This window comes from Comamonas sp. w2-DMI (assembly GCF_040187735.1).
Lineage (GTDB): Bacteria > Pseudomonadota > Gammaproteobacteria > Burkholderiales > Burkholderiaceae_C > Comamonas > Comamonas terrae.
The window spans coordinates 1-17,054 of sequence record NZ_JBANEL010000012.1; the positions used below are offsets into that span (position 1 = coordinate 1).

12 protein-coding genes and 1 tRNA gene are annotated in these 17,054 nt (G+C 63.4%); all 13 read left to right on the forward strand.

Annotated elements, in window-relative coordinates; translation table 11 throughout:
• Positions 1-301, forward strand: a 301-nt coding sequence (locus V8Z74_RS13740) for an EF-Tu C-terminal domain-related protein (RefSeq protein ID WP_502879543.1), incomplete at its 5' end; no start/stop codon positions are given.
• 9 nt (positions 302-310) lie between these two features.
• Positions 311-386 (forward strand) — tRNA-Trp (locus V8Z74_RS13745).
• 88 nt (positions 387-474) lie between these two features.
• Complete coding sequence (gene secE / locus V8Z74_RS13750; RefSeq protein WP_066480253.1) at positions 475-858, forward strand: preprotein translocase subunit SecE; 384 nt, start codon at positions 475-477, stop codon at positions 856-858.
• The gene (gene nusG / locus V8Z74_RS13755; protein WP_066480250.1) at positions 858-1,445 is read left to right on the forward strand and encodes a transcription termination/antitermination protein NusG; all 588 of its coding nucleotides are present in this window, start codon (positions 858-860) and stop codon (positions 1,443-1,445) included. The genes secE and nusG overlap by 1 nt, the downstream gene beginning before the upstream one ends.
• A 128-nt stretch (positions 1,446-1,573) precedes the next feature.
• Complete coding sequence (gene rplK, locus V8Z74_RS13760) at positions 1,574-2,005, forward strand: 50S ribosomal protein L11 (protein WP_066480245.1); 432 nt, start codon at positions 1,574-1,576, stop codon at positions 2,003-2,005.
• Positions 2,006-2,701, forward strand: coding sequence for a 50S ribosomal protein L1 (gene rplA / locus V8Z74_RS13765; protein ID WP_066480244.1), 696 nt, complete (start codon positions 2,006-2,008; stop codon positions 2,699-2,701).
• Between the two features lie 230 nt (positions 2,702-2,931).
• On the forward strand, positions 2,932-3,444 hold the full coding sequence (gene rplJ, locus V8Z74_RS13770) for a 50S ribosomal protein L10 (RefSeq protein WP_066480243.1): 513 nt from the start codon (positions 2,932-2,934) through the stop codon (positions 3,442-3,444).
• Positions 3,445-3,481: 37 nt separating this feature from the next.
• Positions 3,482-3,859, forward strand: coding sequence for a 50S ribosomal protein L7/L12 (rplL, locus tag V8Z74_RS13775; RefSeq protein ID WP_003065690.1), 378 nt, complete (start codon positions 3,482-3,484; stop codon positions 3,857-3,859).
• A gap of 276 nt (positions 3,860-4,135) precedes the next feature.
• The gene (gene rpoB, locus V8Z74_RS13780) at positions 4,136-8,248 is read left to right on the forward strand and encodes a DNA-directed RNA polymerase subunit beta (RefSeq protein WP_349709639.1); all 4,113 of its coding nucleotides are present in this window, start codon (positions 4,136-4,138) and stop codon (positions 8,246-8,248) included.
• 20 nt (positions 8,249-8,268) lie between these two features.
• Positions 8,269-12,495 carry a DNA-directed RNA polymerase subunit beta' gene (rpoC, locus tag V8Z74_RS13785; protein WP_066480229.1) on the forward strand — a complete coding sequence of 1,409 codons (4,227 nt, stop codon included), beginning with the start codon at positions 8,269-8,271 and terminating at the stop codon, positions 12,493-12,495.
• Between the two features lie 221 nt (positions 12,496-12,716).
• A complete protein-coding gene (gene rsmB / locus V8Z74_RS13790; RefSeq protein WP_349709640.1) occupies positions 12,717-14,099 on the forward strand; it encodes a 16S rRNA (cytosine(967)-C(5))-methyltransferase RsmB in 1,383 nt (460 codons plus the stop codon).
• A gap of 64 nt (positions 14,100-14,163) precedes the next feature.
• Positions 14,164-14,712, forward strand: a complete 549-nt coding sequence (locus V8Z74_RS13795; RefSeq protein ID WP_349709641.1) for a DUF4390 domain-containing protein — start codon at positions 14,164-14,166, stop codon at positions 14,710-14,712.
• On the forward strand, positions 14,712-17,021 hold the full coding sequence (locus tag V8Z74_RS13800) for an ATP-binding protein (RefSeq protein ID WP_349709642.1): 2,310 nt from the start codon (positions 14,712-14,714) through the stop codon (positions 17,019-17,021). The genes V8Z74_RS13795 and V8Z74_RS13800 overlap by 1 nt, the downstream gene beginning before the upstream one ends.
• The last annotated feature ends 33 nt before the right edge of the window (positions 17,022-17,054 follow it).

Here is a 17,054-nt window from a genome sequence, read left to right on the forward strand (position 1 = left end):
GCCCGGCTCCATCAAGCCCCACACCCACTTCACCGCCGAGGTGTACGTGCTGTCGAAGGACGAAGGCGGCCGCCACACGCCCTTCTTCAACAACTACCGTCCCCAGTTCTACTTCCGCACGACCGACGTGACCGGCTCCATCGAGCTGCCCGCCGACAAGGAAATGGTGATGCCTGGTGACAACGTGTCGATTACCGTGAAGCTGATCGCCCCCATCGCCATGGAAGAAGGTCTGCGTTTCGCTATCCGTGAAGGCGGCCGTACCGTGGGCGCCGGCGTGGTTGCCAAGATCATTGAGTAATTGGTTTGTAGGGGTATAGCTCAATTGGCAGAGCGTCGGTCTCCAAAACCGAAGGTTGTAGGTTCGATTCCTACTGCCCCTGCCACCTTCTAACGGTGGAATCAACGAGAGCCCGCCTTTGGCGGGCTTCGGCGTCTTGAAATTGCACAAACTTTGTGCATTTGAAATGAAATATGGCCACTACTCAGGTTGAAACAGTCAGCTCCGGAGCTGACAAAGCAAAGCTAGCCGCAGTCGCGGCTTTAGTCGTTGCTTCGATTGCCGGTTTTTATTTGCTGAGCAAGCAGGGTCAGGTGGCGCAATGGGCTGCCCTGATCGTCGGCTTGCTGGTGGCTGCCGGTGTGTTCCTGATTTCCGAACCCGGCAAGCGCTTCATCGGCTTTGCCCGTGCGGCCTGGCTTGAGGTGAAGAAGGTCGTCTGGCCGACTCGCAAAGAGACATTGCAAATGACCTTGTATGTCTTTGGCTTCGTGGTGGTCATGGCTTTGTTCTTGTGGTTCACCGACAAGACTCTGGAGTGGGTCTTGTATGACCTGATTTTGGGCTGGAGGAAGTAATGGCAGACGCTGTCGAAACGGATGTGAATGGCGGGGCGGCAGCGCCCAGCAATCCAGATCTGCGCTGGTATATCGTCCATGCATATTCGGGCATGGAAAAGGCCGTGGAGCGCAATATCGCCGAGCGCATTGCGCGCTCGGGCATGCAGTCCAAGTTCGGCCGCATCCTGGTGCCCTCCGAAGAAGTGGTCGAGATGCGCAACGGCCAGCGCCGTACCACCGAGCGCCGCCTGTTTCCGGGCTATGTGTTCGTCGAGATGGTGATGGACGACGATACCTGGCACCTGGTCAAGCACACCAGCAAGGTGACGGGCTTCGTGGGCGGTGCCAAGAACCGGCCGGCTCCGATCTCTGAAGAAGAGGTTCGCAAGATCGTCGACCAGATGCAGGAGGGCACGGAAAAGCCGCGCCACAAGATCGAGTTCATGGTGGGCGAGCTGGTCCGTGTCAAGGAAGGCCCTTTCACCGACTTCAACGGCTCCGTCGAGGAAGTCAACTACGAAAAGAACCGTCTGCGCGTCTCGGTCACCATCTTTGGCCGAGCCACTCCTGTGGAGTTGGAATTCTCCCAAGTTGAAAAAACTTGAGAGACGAAATACAATAGTCGGCTTCGCGTTTTTTGACTCGATGCGAAGCTTTGAACAAGAGTCAGTAACCCCCGGGGAGCTGTCTGCACGGTTGATGCGGATGGCGCTATACCCGTAAGGAGCTTTCAATGGCGAAGAAAATCGTCGGCTTCATCAAGCTGCAAGTGCCAGCTGGTAAGGCCAACCCCTCTCCTCCGATCGGTCCTGCGCTGGGTCAGCGCGGCCTCAACATCATGGAATTCTGCAAGGCGTTCAACGCCCAGACCCAAGGTGTCGAGCCCGGCCTGCCTCTGCCTGTGGTGATCACGGCTTTTGCTGACAAGAGCTTCACGTTCATCATCAAGACGCCGCCCGCAACCGTTCTGATCAAGAAGGCTGTGAAGCTGGACAAGGGCTCTTCCAACCCCCTGAAGACCAAGGTTGGCAAGATCACTCGTGCGCAGCTGGAAGAAATCGCCAAGACCAAGCTGAAGGACATGAACGCTGCCGACGTCGACGCCGCCGTGCGTACGCTGGCTGGTTCTGCCCGTTCGATGGGCGTGATCGTGGAGGGTGTGTAAATGGCCAAGCTGACCAAGAAGCAAAAAGCTCTCCAGGGCAAGGTTGACAGCAACAAGCTGTACGCTCTGACCGACGCCATCTCTCTGGTGAAGGAAGCTGCCACCGCCAAGTTCGATGAATCCATCGACGTGGCCGTGCAACTGGGCGTGGACGCCAAGAAGTCGGACCAAGTGGTGCGTGGCGCCGTGGTTCTGCCTCACGGCACCGGCAAGACCGCCCGCGTGGCCGTGTTCGCACAAGGCGCCAAGGCCGAAGAAGCCAAGGCTGCTGGTGCAGACGTGGTCGGCATGGACGACTTGGCTGCTCAAGTCAAGGCCGGCGACATGCCCTTCGACGTGGTGATCGCTGCGCCCGACGCAATGCGTGTCGTGGGCCAGCTGGGCCAGATCCTGGGCCCCCGCGGCCTGATGCCCAACCCCAAGGTTGGCACCGTGACGCCCGATGTCGCCACCGCCGTGAAGAACGCCAAGGCTGGTCAAGTCCAGTTCCGCGTCGACAAGGCCGGCATCATCCACGGCACGATCGGCCGTCGTTCGTTCGACACCGAAAAGCTGCAGGGCAACCTGGCTGCCCTGATCGATGCCCTGAACAAGGCCAAGCCCGCTTCGAGCAAGGGCCTGTACCTGCGCAAGGTTGCTGTTTCGTCGACCATGGGTGTGGGCGTTCGCGTCGACACGCAAACCATCTCGGCGTAATTGCTAGAAATCGTCAGGCGAGCAGTCATGCCCGCCTGGTGTGGTGGGCTGCCAGGAGTGTCTTGGCAGGCCATCCAAGACCGTTGGTGTGATTCTGATCACTTAATCACGATGGCCAACGCAGATGGCGATCCCGCTGCAGATGGATTTATTTCCAAAAAACAGTTGGTCGCTGCAACAAGAGCGCGCATGAGGGGCTTGCCCCGATTGTGCATTTGAAGGAGTAGACCTTGAGTCTTAATCGCAGTGAGAAAGAAGCGGTCATCAATGAAGTGACCAGCCTCGCCGCTAAAGCTCAAACGCTTGTGATCGCGGAATACCGCGGCATCACGGTCGCCGACATGACCAAACTGCGTGCCGACGCCCGCAGCAAGGGTGTGAGCCTGAGCGTGTTGAAGAACACGCTGGCCCGCCGTGCTGTGGCTGGCAGCCAGTTTGACGTGGTCGCCGACCAGATGACCGGTCCGCTGGTCTATGGCTTCTCTGAAGACGCAGTGGCTGCCGCCAAGGTGGTGGCCGATTTCGCGAAGACCAACGACAAGCTGGTGATTCGCGGTGGCGCGTTTGCAGGCAAGGCCCTGGACGTCAACGGCGTTAAGCAACTGGCAAACATCCCCTCCAAGGAAGTCCTGCTCGCACAACTGTGCGGCTTGCTCATGTCGCCTATCTCGCGTACAGCCGTGGTGCTGGGCGCCCTGGCGGCCAAGAAGGGCGAAGGCTCTGCCGAGGCAGCTGCTGCTTGATAGCGGCAAAACAAACCAACCAATTTAGGAAATCAAAATGGCATTCGATAAAGACGCATTCCTGACCGCCCTGGACAGCATGACTGTTCTGGAACTGAACGACCTGGTCAAGGCTATTGAAGAGAAGTTCGGCGTGAGCGCTGCCGCTATGGCTGCTCCCGCTGCTGGCGGTGCTGCCGGCGGTGCTGCTGCTGCTGAAGAGAAGACCGAGTTCAACGTGGTTCTGACCGACGCTGGCGCCAACAAGGTGTCCGTCATCAAGGCCGTGCGTGAAATCACCGGCCTGGGCCTGAAGGAAGCCAAGGATCTGGTGGACGGCGCTCCCAAGACCGTGAAGGAAGCCGCTCCCAAGGCTGACGCTGAAGCCGCTGTGAAGAAGCTGGTCGAAGCCGGTGCCAAGGCTGAACTGAAGTAATTCAGTTGTTTCAAGGGCTGGAGACTCTTTCGGGGTCTCCAGCCTTTGGCGCTTGTGGGACGCGCTGAAAGAACACACCAAAAAGCAGGTTTCCAAGGGAGTCTGCTTTTTAGTGTCTTCTGACAATCCGACAGCAGAAGATGCCTTGGTTCGGGCGATGTGCAACGCATCGCCGTCAGCCATGGTTGGTAGTGGCCAACCGCCAAGCCCGCAGGGAGCTTCCCATGTGGGGCAGTCGTCGCAGACCCAGGACTCATGTCTTTGCCCGGAGATCTCATGGCCTATTCTTACACCGAACGCAAGCGAATCCGCAAAAGCTTCGGGAGCCGCGAAAGCGTGCTCGAAGTGCCTTATCTGCTGCAGATGCAAAAAGATGCCTACACAGCATTCTTGCAGGCAGATGTACCCCCCAAAAAACGCACCAATGACGGCCTGCAAGCGGCCTTCAATTCCGCTTTCCCCATCGTCTCGCACAATGGCTTTGTGGAGATGAAGTTTGTCGAGTACAACCTCGCCAAGCCTGCTTTCGACGTCCGTGAATGCCAGACCCGTGGCCTGACTTTTGCCTCGGCCGTGCGCGCCAAGGTCCAACTGATCATCTACGACCGTGAATCGTCCACGGCGCAGTCCAAGGTGGTCAAGGAAGTCAAGGAGCAAGAGGTCTACATGGGCGAAGTGCCCCTGATGACCGACAAGGGCTCGTTCATCATCAACGGTACCGAGCGCGTGATCGTGTCTCAGCTGCACCGTTCGCCCGGCGTGTTCTTCGAGCACGACAAGGGCAAGACCCACAGCTCGGGCAAGCTGCTTTTCTCGGCGCGCATCATTCCCTACCGCGGCTCCTGGCTGGACTTCGAGTTCGACCCCAAGGACCTGCTGTTCTTCCGTGTCGACCGCCGCCGCAAGATGCCGGTCACGATTCTGCTGAAGGCCATCGGCCTGACGCCCGAGTCCATCCTGGCCAACTTCTTCGTCAACGACAATTTCCGCCTGATGGACAGCGGCGCCCAGATGGAATTCGTGGGCGAGCGCCTGAAGGGCGAAGTGGCACGCTTCGACATCACCGACAAGGCTGGCAAGGTGGTCGTGGCCAAGGACAAGCGCGTCACGGCCCGCCACACCCGCGAACTCGAGCAATCGGGCACCAAGTACATCAGCGTGCCGGAGGACTTCCTGATCGGCCGCGTGGTGGCCAAGAACATCGTTGATCCCGACACCGGCGAAATCATCGCCAAGGCCAACGACGAACTGACCGAAGCCCTGCTCAAGAAGCTGCGTAGCGCCGGCGTGCAAGAGCTGCAGTGCATCTACACCAACGAGCTCGACCAGGGCGCCTATATCTCGCAGACCCTGCGCACCGATGAAACCGTGGACGAGTTCGCCGCCCGCGTGGCCATCTACCGCATGATGCGCCCCGGCGAGCCGCCGACCGAAGATGCCGTGCAGGCCCTGTTCCAGCGCCTGTTCTACAACCCGGACACGTACGACCTGTCGCGCGTGGGCCGCATGAAGTTCAACGCCAAGGTCGGCCGCGACGAGCCTACCGGCCCGATGGTGCTGTCCAACGAAGACATCCTGGCCGTGGTCAAGATCCTCGTGGACCTGCGCAACGGCAAGGGCGAGGTGGACGACATCGACCACCTGGGCAACCGCCGCGTGCGCTGCGTGGGCGAGCTGGCCGAGAACCAGTACCGCACCGGTCTGGCGCGTATCGAAAAGGCTGTGAAGGAGCGCCTGGGCCAGGCCGAGCAAGAGCCGCTGATGCCCCATGACCTGATCAACTCCAAGCCGATCTCGGCTGCCCTGAAGGAGTTCTTCGGTGCCTCGCAGCTGTCGCAGTTCATGGACCAGACCAACCCCCTGGCCGAAATCACGCACAAGCGCCGCGTTTCGGCCCTGGGCCCGGGCGGTCTGACCCGCGAACGCGCCGGCTTCGAAGTGCGCGACGTGCACGTGACCCACTACGGCCGTGTCTGCCCCATCGAAACGCCTGAAGGCCCGAACATCGGCCTGATCAACTCGCTGGCCCTGTATGCCCGCCTGAACGAGTACGGCTTCATCGAAACCCCGTACCGCCGCGTGGTGGACGGCAAGGTGACCGACCAGATCGACTACCTGTCCGCCATCGAGGAAGGCAAGTACGTGATCGCCCAGGCCAACGCCGAGCTGGATGCCGAAGGCCGCCTGACCGGCGATCTGGTGTCGGCCCGTGAAGCCGGTGAATCGACCCTGGTGTCGGCCGAGCGCATCCAGTACATGGACGTGTCGCCTGCGCAGATCGTGTCGGTGGCCGCTTCGCTGATTCCGTTCCTGGAACACGACGACGCGAACCGCGCGCTGATGGGCGCCAACATGTCGCGCCAGGCCGTGCCTGTGCTGCGTCCTGAAAAGCCCATGGTCGGTACCGGCATCGAGCGCGTGGCCGCCGTCGACTCCGGCACCGTGGTGACGGCCAAGCGCGGCGGTATCGTCGACTATGTCGACGCGACCCGCATCGTGGTGCGCGTGAACGACGACGAGGCCGTGGCCGGCGAAGTCGGCGTGGACATCTACAACCTCATCAAGTACCAGCGTTCCAACCAGAACACCAACATCCACCAGCGTCCCATCGTCAAGCGCGGCGACAAGCTGGCCAAGGGTGACGTGGTGGCCGACGGTGCGTCGACCGACCTGGGTGAAATCGCCATCGGCCAGAACATGCTGATCGCGTTCATGCCCTGGAACGGCTACAACTTCGAGGACTCGATCCTGATCAACGAACGTGTGGTGGCCGAAGACCGCTACACCTCGATCCACATCGAGGAACTCGTGGTCATGGCCCGCGACACCAAGCTGGGCCCCGAGGAAATCACGCGCGACATCCCGAACCTGTCCGAGCAGCAGCTCAACCGCCTGGACGAATCCGGCATCATCTACGTGGGCGCCGAAGTGCAACCCGGCGACGTGCTGGTGGGCAAGGTCACGCCCAAGGGCGAGACCACGCTGACACCGGAAGAGAAGCTGCTGCGCGCCATCTTCGGCGAGAAGGCTTCCGACGTGAAGGACACCTCGCTGCGCGTGGATCAGGGCTCGCAAGGTACCGTGATCGACGTGCAGGTCTTCACGCGCGAAGGCATCCAGCGCGACAAGCGCGCCCAGCAGATCATCGACGACGAGCTCAAGCGCTTCCGCCTGGACCTGAACGACCAGCTGCGCATTGTGGAGGCCGACGCCTTCGACCGTATCGAGAAGCTGCTGACCGGCCGCGTGGCCAACGGCGGCCCGCAAAAGCTCGCCAAGGGCGCCAAGATCGACAAGGCCTATCTGGACGGCGTGGAGAAGTTCCACTGGTTCGATATCCGTCCCGCCGAAGACGACGTGGCAGCGCAGCTGGAGTCCATCAAGAACTCCATCGAGCAGCAGCGCCACAACTTCGATCTGGCGTTCGAGGAAAAGCGCAAGAAGCTCACGCAGGGCGACGAGCTGCCCGCCGGCGTGCTCAAGATGGTCAAGGTCTACCTGGCCGTCAAGCGCCGCCTGCAGCCCGGCGACAAGATGGCCGGCCGCCACGGCAACAAGGGCGTGGTCTCCAAGATCACGCCCGTGGAAGACATGCCTTTCCTGGCCGACGGCACCACTGCCGACATCGTGCTGAACCCGCTGGGCGTGCCTTCGCGCATGAACATCGGCCAGGTGCTGGAAGTCCACCTGGGCTGGGCCGGCAAGGGCCTGGGCCAGCGCATCGGCGACATGCTGCAAAAGGAAGCCCGTGCTGCCGAAGTGCGCGCCTTCCTGGAGGAGATCTACAACTCGCGTGGCCGCAAGGAGGATCTGCAGCAGCTGGACGACAGCGAAGTCATGTCCATGGCCAAGGAGCTGACCACCGGCGTGCCTTTTGCAACGCCCGTGTTCGACGGCGCTTCCGAAGCCGAGATCAAGGACATGCTGAAGCTGGCCTATCCGGACGAGGTCGCCCAGGCCAAGGGCCTGACCGAAAGCCGCACGCAGGCCTACCTGTATGACGGCCGTACCGGCGAGCGCTTCGAGCGCCCGACCACCATCGGCTACATGCACTACCTGAAGCTGCACCACCTGGTCGACGACAAGATGCACGCCCGCTCCACCGGTCCGTACTCGCTGGTGACGCAGCAGCCGCTGGGCGGCAAGGCCCAGTTCGGCGGCCAGCGTTTCGGCGAGATGGAAGTGTGGGCGCTGGAAGCCTATGGCGCCGCCTACGTGCTGCAGGAAATGCTGACTGTGAAGTCCGACGACGTGCAGGGCCGTACCAAGGTGTACGAGTCCATCGTCAAGGGCGAGCATTCCATCGAGGCAGGCATGCCCGAGTCGTTCAACGTGCTGGTCAAGGAAATCCGTTCCCTGGGCCTGGACATCGAACTCGAACGTTCTTAATTTGAAAAGGGAAAGAGTCCATGAAATCGCTACTCGACCTGTTCAAGCAATTTACGCCTGATGAGCATTTCGATGCCATCAAGATCGGTCTGGCCTCTCCCGAAAAGATCCGTTCGTGGTCTTTTGGTGAGGTCAAGAAGCCCGAAACCATCAACTACCGCACGTTCAAGCCCGAGCGCGACGGCCTGTTCTGCGCCAAGATCTTCGGTCCGATCAAGGACTACGAGTGCCTGTGCGGCAAGTACAAGCGCCTCAAGCACCGCGGCGTGATCTGCGAGAAGTGCGGCGTCGAAGTCACGCAGACCAAGGTGCGCCGCGAGCGCATGGGCCACATCGACCTGGCCGCGCCCTGCGCCCACATCTGGTTCCTGAAGTCCCTGCCTTCGCGCCTGGGCCTGGTGCTGGACATGACGCTGCGCGACATCGAGCGCGTGCTGTACTTCGAAGCCTATGTGGTGACCGATCCCGGCATGACTCCGCTGAAGAAGTTCAGCATCATGAGCGAGGACGACTACGACGCCAAGTGCGCCGAATACGGCTATGACGAGTTCACGGCCAAGATGGGCGCCGAAGGCATCAAGGACCTGCTGGAAGGCATCGACATCGATGTCGAGATCGAGCGCCTGCGCAACGATCTGACCGGCTCCGAAGTCAAGGTCAAGAAGAACGCCAAGCGCCTGAAGCTGCTGGAAGCGTTCAAGAAGTCGGGCATCAAGCCCGAGTGGATGGTCATGGAAGTGCTGCCCGTGCTGCCTCCGGACCTGCGTCCCCTGGTGCCCCTGGACGGCGGCCGCTTCGCGACCTCCGACCTCAACGACCTGTACCGCCGCGTCATCAACCGCAACTCGCGCCTGCGCCGCCTGCTGGAGCTGAAGGCTCCCGAGATCATCGCGCGCAACGAAAAGCGCATGCTGCAGGAAGCCGTGGACTCGCTGCTGGACAACGGCCGCCGCGGCAAGGCCATGACCGGCGCCAACAAGCGCGCGCTGAAGTCGCTGGCCGACATGATCAAGGGCAAGAGCGGCCGCTTCCGCCAGAACCTGCTGGGCAAGCGCGTGGACTACTCCGGTCGTTCCGTGATTACCGTGGGTCCTTACCTCAAGCTGCACCAGTGCGGCCTGCCCAAGCTGATGGCGCTGGAGCTGTTCAAGCCCTTCATCTTCGCGCAGCTCGAGCAGCGCGGCATTGCCACGACCATCAAGGCGGCCAAGAAGGAAGTGGAATCCGGCACGCCCGTGGTGTGGGACATCCTGGAAGAGGTGATCAAGGAACACCCGATCATGCTCAACCGTGCGCCTACGCTGCACCGTCTGGGCATCCAGGCCTTCGAGCCCATCCTGATCGAAGGCAAGGCGCTGCAGCTGCACCCGCTGGTCTGCGCGGCCTTCAACGCCGACTTCGACGGTGACCAGATGGCCGTTCACGTGCCTCTGTCCGTGGAAGCGCAGATGGAAGCCCGCACGCTGATGCTGGCCTCCAACAACGTGCTGTTCCCGGCATCGGGCGAACCCTCCATCGTGCCTTCGCAGGACGTGGTGCTGGGTCTGTACCATGCGACCCGCGAGCGCATCAACGGCAAGGGCGAAGGCATGGTGTTTGCCGACCTGGCGGAAGTGCAGCGCGCACTGGACGCCGGCGAGGCCGAGCTGCAAGCCAAGATCAGCGTGCGCCTGACCGAGTGGAACAAGAACAAGGAAACGGGTGAATTCGAGCCCGAGACCAAGCTCGTGGAAACCACCGTCGGCCGTGCGCTGCTGTCCGAGATCCTGCCCAAGGGCCTGCCGTTCAGCAACATGAACAAGGCGCTGAAGAAGAAGGAAATCTCCAAGCTGATCAATGCCTCGTTCCGCCGCTGCGGCCTCAAGGCCACCGTGGTGTTTGCCGACAAGCTGCTGCAGAACGGCTTCCGCCTGTCCACGCACGCCGGTATCTCCATCGCCATCGGCGACATGCTGGTGCCGCCGCAGAAGGCCGAGATCATCGGCCGTGCCGAAGCCGAAGTGAAGGAGATCGAGCAGCAGTACGTCTCCGGTCTGGTGACGGCTGGCGAGCGCTACAACAAGGTGGTGGACATCTGGGGCAAGGCCGGTGACGAAGTCTCCAAGGTCATGATGGCCCAGCTGGCCAAGGAAAAGGTCGTCGACCGCCACGGCAAGGAAGTCGAGCAGGAATCGTTCAACGCGATTTACATGATGGCCGACTCCGGCGCCCGCGGCTCCGCAGCCCAGATCCGCCAGCTGGCCGGCATGCGCGGCCTGATGGCCAAGCCCGACGGCTCCATCATCGAGACGCCCATCACCGCGAACTTCCGCGAAGGCCTCAACGTGCTGCAGTACTTCATCTCCACGCACGGTGCCCGAAAGGGTCTGGCCGACACGGCGCTGAAGACGGCCAACTCGGGTTACCTGACCCGTCGTCTGGTGGACGTGACGCAGGACCTCGTGGTGAACGAGGAAGACTGCGGCACCTCCAACGGCACGGTGATGCGCGCCATCGTCGAAGGCGGTGAAGTGATCGAGTCCCTGCGCGACCGCGTGCTGGGCCGCACGACCGCCGAGGAAGTGCTGCATCCCGAAACCCGCGACGTGCTGCTCGAAGCCGGTGCCCTGCTCAACGAAGACACGATCGAAGAGCTGGAAGCCCAGGGCGTGGACGAGATCAAGGTGCGTACGGCCCTGACCTGCGAAACCCGCTTCGGCCTGTGCGCCAAGTGCTACGGCCGCGACCTGGGCCGCGGCGGCCTGATCAACCTCGGCGAGGCCGTGGGTGTGATCGCCGCCCAGTCCATCGGCGAACCCGGCACGCAGCTGACCATGCGTACCTTCCACATCGGTGGCGCCGCTTCGCGCGCCGCCGTGGCCTCGAGCGTGGAAGCCAAGTCCAACGGCAGCATCAGCTTCAACAGCACGATGCGCTATGTGACCAACACCAAGGGCGAGCTGGTCGTGATTTCCCGTTCCGGCGAAATCATCATCAGCGACAACGGCCGCGAGCGCGAGCGCCACAAGGTGCCTTACGGCGCCGTGCTGACGATCAAGCCCGACGAAGCCATCAAGGCCGGCAAGATCCTGGCCAACTGGGACCCGCTGACCCGACCCATCATTACCGAATACGCCGGCCGGGTGTCGTTCGAGAACGTGGAAGAGGGCCTGACGGTGGCCAAGCAGGTCGACGAAGTGACCGGCCTGTCCACGCTGGTGGTGATCGACCCCAAGCGCCGCGGTTCCGCCAAGGTCGTGCGCCCGCAGGTCAAGCTGATCGATGCCAACAACCAGGAAGTCAAGATCCCCGGCACCGACCACTCGGTGACCATCGGCTTCCAGGTGGGCGCGCTGATCCAGGTGCGCGACGGCCAGGACGTGGGCCCCGGCGAAGTGCTGGCCCGTATCCCCGTGGAAGGCCAGAAGACCCGCGACATTACCGGCGGTCTGCCGCGTGTGGCCGAGCTGTTCGAAGCCCGTACGCCCAAGGACAAGGGCACGCTGGCCGAGATGACCGGCACCATCTCCTTCGGCAAGGAAACCAAGGGCAAGGTGCGCCTGCAGATCACCGATCTGGAAGGCAAGGTCTGGGAAGAGCTGGTGCCCAAGGAGCGCAACATCCTGGTGCACGAAGGCCAGGTGGTGAACAAGGGCGAACTGATCGTCGACGGCCCGGCCGACCCGCAGGACATCCTGCGCCTGCTGGGCATCGAGGAACTGTCGCGCTACATCGTCGATGAAGTGCAGGACGTTTACCGCCTGCAGGGCGTGAAGATCAACGACAAGCACATCGAGGTGATCGTTCGCCAGATGCTGCGCCGCGTCGTGGTCGAGAACCCTGGCGATACCACCTACATCCAGGGCGAGCAGGTGGAGCGTTCGGAGATCCTCAACACCAACGAAGCCGTGCAGAAGGAAGGCAAGATTCCTGCCACCTACTCGAACGTGCTGCTGGGCATCACCAAGGCTTCGCTGTCGACCGACTCCTTCATCTCGGCCGCTTCCTTCCAGGAAACGACCCGCGTGCTGACCGAGGCTGCCATCATGGGCAAGCGCGACGAGCTGCGCGGCCTGAAGGAGAACGTGATCGTGGGTCGCCTGATCCCCGCCGGTACCGGTCTGGCCTACCACCAGGCGCGCAAGGCCAAGGATGCGATGGACGAGGCCGAGCGCCGCGCCATTGCCGAGGCCGAAGCTGCCGAGCTGGCCGGCGTGACTGCCGACGACGAAGTCGAAGCCGCTGCCGGCGACGCTTCTGCCGACTAAGCTGCACATTCTTCTGGGGCAGATGACCGCTCCGGAGCGAAAACAGCGCCACGCTCCCGCTCTGCCCAGCGCAGACGGGAGCGTTTTTCTTTTCCTGCGACTTGCGCAAACCGGTTCGGGCATAGCCCTTGCCCTTCGCCAAGGCTCTTGGCACTTCCCTGTTCGCGTCCGTCCTGTTTCTGTTTTTTCGAGATCGCCTTTATTCCAGAGGCCTGCCGCCCATGAGCCAACCGTCCGAGAAAAAATCGTCGCCAGCCGCCGCTGCGCATTCCGCTGCCGCGCCTGCCCTGTGGCAGCAGCTGGAGGCCGCGGCCCAGGCCTTGCACGGCATCCTGGGCGGACAGTCCAGCAAGGCGGTGCTGGCCCAGGTGCCGCAGCGCCTGCGCCCCGGCGTACAGGCCCTGCTGTTCCAGGTGCTGCGCCAGTTGGGGCGCGCGCAGGCGCTGCAAAAGCAGCTGGCGCCGCGTGCGCCTGCGCCCAGGGTCAGTGCCTTGCTGTGCACGGCGCTGGCGCTGGCCTGGGACGAGGCGCAGGCGCCTTACCCGCCTTTCACCTTGGTCAACCAGGCCGTGGAGGCCGCCAAGCGCGGCGCGGCACGAGCCCAGTCCGGCTTCATCAATGCCTGCCTGCGCCGCTTTCTGCGCGAGCGCGATGCATTGGTGGCCGCCACCGAAGCCGACCCCGTGGCCGTCTGGAACCATCCGGCCTGGTGGATTGAGCGCCTGAAGAAGGATCATCCGCAGGACTGGCAGCGCATTCTCGCGGCCAACAATGCCCAGCCGCCCATGACCTTGCGCGTGAATCGGCAAAAAGCGACGCAGAGCCAATATCAATCGGCGCTGGCTGCTATCGAATTGAATTCCCAGACGGTGGCCGACATGGGCTTGCAGCTGGAGCGGGCCGTGGCGGTACAGGCCTTGCCGCATTTCGGGCAGGGCTGGGCCTCGGTGCAGGATGCCGCAGCGCAGGCCGCGGCGCCGCTGCTGCTGGACGGGTTGGCGCCGGCCACGCAGCCCTTGCGCGTGCTGGACGCCTGCGCGGCACCGGGCGGCAAGACGGCTCATCTGCTCGAATACGCGCAGCCGGGTGCGCTGCAGGTCACGGCGCTGGAGATCGATGCCGAGCGCGCGGAGCGCATCAAGGACACGCTGGGCCGCCTGGGCCTGCAGGCCCAGGTGCTGGTGGCCGATGCGTCCCGGCCCGAGGACTGGTTCGCGCAGCAATGCGGCGGGCAGCCGTTCGACGCCATCTTGCTCGATGCGCCCTGCACGGCTTCGGGCATTGTGCGGCGCCAGCCCGATGTGCGCTGGCTGCGCCGCGAAAGCGATGTGGCCCAGCTGGCCGGGATCCAGTCGCGCCTGCTCGACACGCTGTGGCCGCTGCTCAAGCCCGGCGGCCGCATGGTGTATTGCACCTGCTCGGTCTTCAAGGCCGAGGGCGATGCCCAGGTGCAAGCGTTTCTTGCACGCAACACTACGGCCCGAAGCTTGCCCGCACCAGGCCATTTAATTCCCGGCAAAGCCGATAAACCGGGTTGCGTGGCCGACAATGCTCTGGGTGACCACGACGGCTTTTTTTACGCTCTGCTGGAAAAAACGCGCTAACGCCCTGGCGTCGGGCCTGTGGCGTGTGGTTCTGCTGTGGGGCCTGGTGTCGGGCTTGTGCGGCATGCTCCCCATGCCGGCCCATGCCGATATCGCGCCGCCCGATATCAGCAGCATGCAGGTGGAGCGCACGGACGAGGGCGTCTTTCTCTCGGCCAACCTGCAGTTCGAGCTGCCTGCGCAGGTCGACGACGCCCTGCGCCAGGGCATTCCCATGTATTTCGTGGCCGAGGCCCAGGTGCAGCGCGAGCGCTGGTACTGGTCCGACCAGCATCTGGGCACGGCCAGCCGTTATTACCGCCTGAGCCACCAGCCCTTGACGCGGCGCTGGCGCCTGCATATTTCCAACACCTCCTTCACCAGTGCCGGGCTGGGCCTGGCCCTGGGCCAGACCTATGAGCACCTGGAGGACGCGATGGCCGCCATCCAGCGCATATCGCGCTGGAAGATCCTGGAGCCCGGCCAGCTGAGCTCGGCCTCGGGTGTCTCGGTGCAACTGCGCTTTCGCATGGACCTGTCCGCGCTGCCCCGGCCCCTGCAGATCGGCGCGCTGGGGCGCTCGGGCTGGAACCTGCAGCTGTCGCGCACCCAGAACCTGGAGCCTGCGCCCTGATGCCCGAATTCAAGGACCTGGACGGCGAAGCCTCGATTCCCAGCGCGGAGCGCTGGTCGCGGTCCACGCGCTGGGCCGTGGGCACCGGCGTGGCGCTGATGGCCGTGGTCGGCGTGCTGCTGCTGTTCATGCTCACGCTGGCCACCAACAACCGCCTGGCCTATGAACGCAACTACAACTGGCTGCTGGCGGCCAACATCCTGGTTTCGGGCATGCTGCTGTGCGTTCTGGTCTGGGGCGGGCTGCGTTTGGCGCTGCGCCTCAAGCGCGGGCGCTTCGGCAGCAAGCTGCTGCTCAAGCTGGCCGGCATCTTCACGCTGGTGGGCCTGGTGCCGGGGCTGCTGATCTACGTGGTGTCCTACCAGTTCGTCTCGCGCTCGATCGAGAGCTGGTTCGACGTCAAGGTGGAGGGCGCGCTGTCGGCCGGCGTGAGCCTGGCCAGCGCCACGCTGGACACCGTGGCCAACGACATGGCCAACAACACGCGCACGGCCGGGGCGCAGCTGTCCCAGGTTTCCGAAGCCGGCGCGGCGCTGATGCTGGAGCGCATACGCGACCAGCTCGGGGCCACCGATGCCGTGCTGTGGAGCGCTGCCGGGCGTGCCATTGCCAGCGTGGGCAAATCCCAGTTCGACCTCAAGCCCGAAAAGCCCGGTGCCCAGATGCTGCGCAACCTGCGCGAACAGGGCGAGCCGCGGGCCGTGGCCAGCATCGAAGGGCTGGATGACGACAGCAGCGATGCCCAGCCTGGCGATGCCGCCGCCAATGCACGTGTGCGCATACTCGCGCTGATACCGAATCCCACGGTGGGGCTGCTGGCAGAGCCGCGCTACCTGCAGGTCACGATTCCGCTGCCGACCACCCTGGTGACCAATGCGCTGGCAGTGCAGGCCGCCAACCGCGAATACCAGGAGCGGGCGCTGGCGCGCGGTGGCCTGCAGCGCATGTACATCGGCACGCTGACGCTGGCGCTGTTCCTCGCCGTCTTCGGCGCCGTGGTACTGGCCGTGGTGCTGGGCAACCAGCTGGCCAAGCCCCTGCTGCTGCTGGCGCAGGGCATGCGCGATGTGGCGCGCGGCGACCTGCGGCCCAAGCCGGCCCTGCAGAGCAAGGACGAGATCGGCGGCCTCACGCGCTCCTTCGCCCTCATGACCCAGCAGCTGGCCGATGCGCGCGCCGATGCCAACCGCAACCTGCTGCAGCTCGATGCGGCCCGCGGCAATCTGCAGACCATCCTGGACAACCTGACCTCGGGCGTGATCGTGCTCGACAAGAACGGCCGCATCGTGCTCAGCAACCCGGGCGCGACGCGCATTCTGCGCGCGCCCATGGCGGTGTTCCGCGGCAAGAAGCTGGCCGATGTCTCGGGCCTGCAGGATTTCGGTCGCGTGGTGCAGGAGCAGTTCGAGCTGTTCCTCGGCGACCAGGCGGCCACCCAGGGGCGCGACCGCTGGCAGCAGGTATACGAGCTCGATGCCGGCGACGGCGGCGTGGTGCAAAACACCACCAGCCTCGTCATGCGCGGTGCGGAGCTGCCCGACGCCCAGCGGCTGCTGGTGTTCGACGATATTTCCGAGATCGTCTCGGCCCAGCGTGCCCAGGCCTGGGGCGAGGTGGCGCGGCGCGTGGCCCACGAGATCAAGAATCCGCTCACCCCCATCCAGCTCTCGGCCGAGCGCCTGGCCATGAAGCTGACCGACAAGCTGCAGCCCACGGAACAGGCGCTGCTGGCCAAATCGGTCAAGACCATCGTCGACCAGGTCGGCGCCATGAAGCGCCTGGTCGAAGAGTTCCGCGAATATGCGCGCCTGCCGGCGGCCAATCTGCAGCCGCTGGATCTCAATGCCCTGATCACCGAAGTGCTGCAGCTGTATGGCGAGGAGAACGCGACCGTGGTCGTCAACGCCTCGCTGGACCCCGAGTGCCCGCAGATCCGCGGCGACAGTCAGCAGCTGCGCCAGGTCATCCACAATCTTTTGCAAAATGCCCAGGACGCCACGGCCCAGAAGGCCCAGGAAACAGGGCAGACTCCGGGGCCGGTATTCATCGAAACCCGCTGGAATGCCGCAGCGCAGCGCGTGCGCATGAACATCTGCGACAGCGGCACGGGCTTTGCCCCCAATATCCTGCAACGGGCGTTCGAGCCCTATGTCACCACCAAGGCCCGAGGCACGGGATTGGGGCTGGCCGTGGTGAAAAAGATTGCCGACGAGCACCATGCTCGGGTTGATCTGGGCAATCGAGAGGAAGACGGGGTGGTTCAAGGCGCGCAAGTGTCGCTATCATTTGCGCCTAATGACCGTGCATAACGGCCTGGCAACGTTTTGCACTCAGTACAGCAA

What these genes read in the sequence shown, in the direction of transcription:
- rpoC (WP_066480229.1), top strand. Translation starts at nt 8,269, where the DNA reads ATGAAATCGCTACTCGACCTGTTCAAGCAATTTACGCCTGATGAGCAT.
- rpoB (WP_349709639.1), top strand. Translation starts at nt 4,136, where the DNA reads ATGGCCTATTCTTACACCGAACGCAAGCGAATCCGCAAAAGCTTCGGG.
- V8Z74_RS13795 (WP_349709641.1), top strand. Translation starts at nt 14,164, where the DNA reads ATGCTCCCCATGCCGGCCCATGCCGATATCGCGCCGCCCGATATCAGC.
- rplA (WP_066480244.1), top strand. Translation starts at nt 2,006, where the DNA reads ATGGCCAAGCTGACCAAGAAGCAAAAAGCTCTCCAGGGCAAGGTTGAC.
- V8Z74_RS13800 (WP_349709642.1), top strand. Translation starts at nt 14,712, where the DNA reads ATGCCCGAATTCAAGGACCTGGACGGCGAAGCCTCGATTCCCAGCGCG.
- nusG (WP_066480250.1), top strand. Translation starts at nt 858, where the DNA reads ATGGCAGACGCTGTCGAAACGGATGTGAATGGCGGGGCGGCAGCGCCC.
- secE (WP_066480253.1), top strand. Translation starts at nt 475, where the DNA reads ATGGCCACTACTCAGGTTGAAACAGTCAGCTCCGGAGCTGACAAAGCA.
- rsmB (WP_349709640.1), top strand. Translation starts at nt 12,717, where the DNA reads ATGAGCCAACCGTCCGAGAAAAAATCGTCGCCAGCCGCCGCTGCGCAT.
- rplK (WP_066480245.1), top strand. Translation starts at nt 1,574, where the DNA reads ATGGCGAAGAAAATCGTCGGCTTCATCAAGCTGCAAGTGCCAGCTGGT.
- rplL (WP_003065690.1), top strand. Translation starts at nt 3,482, where the DNA reads ATGGCATTCGATAAAGACGCATTCCTGACCGCCCTGGACAGCATGACT.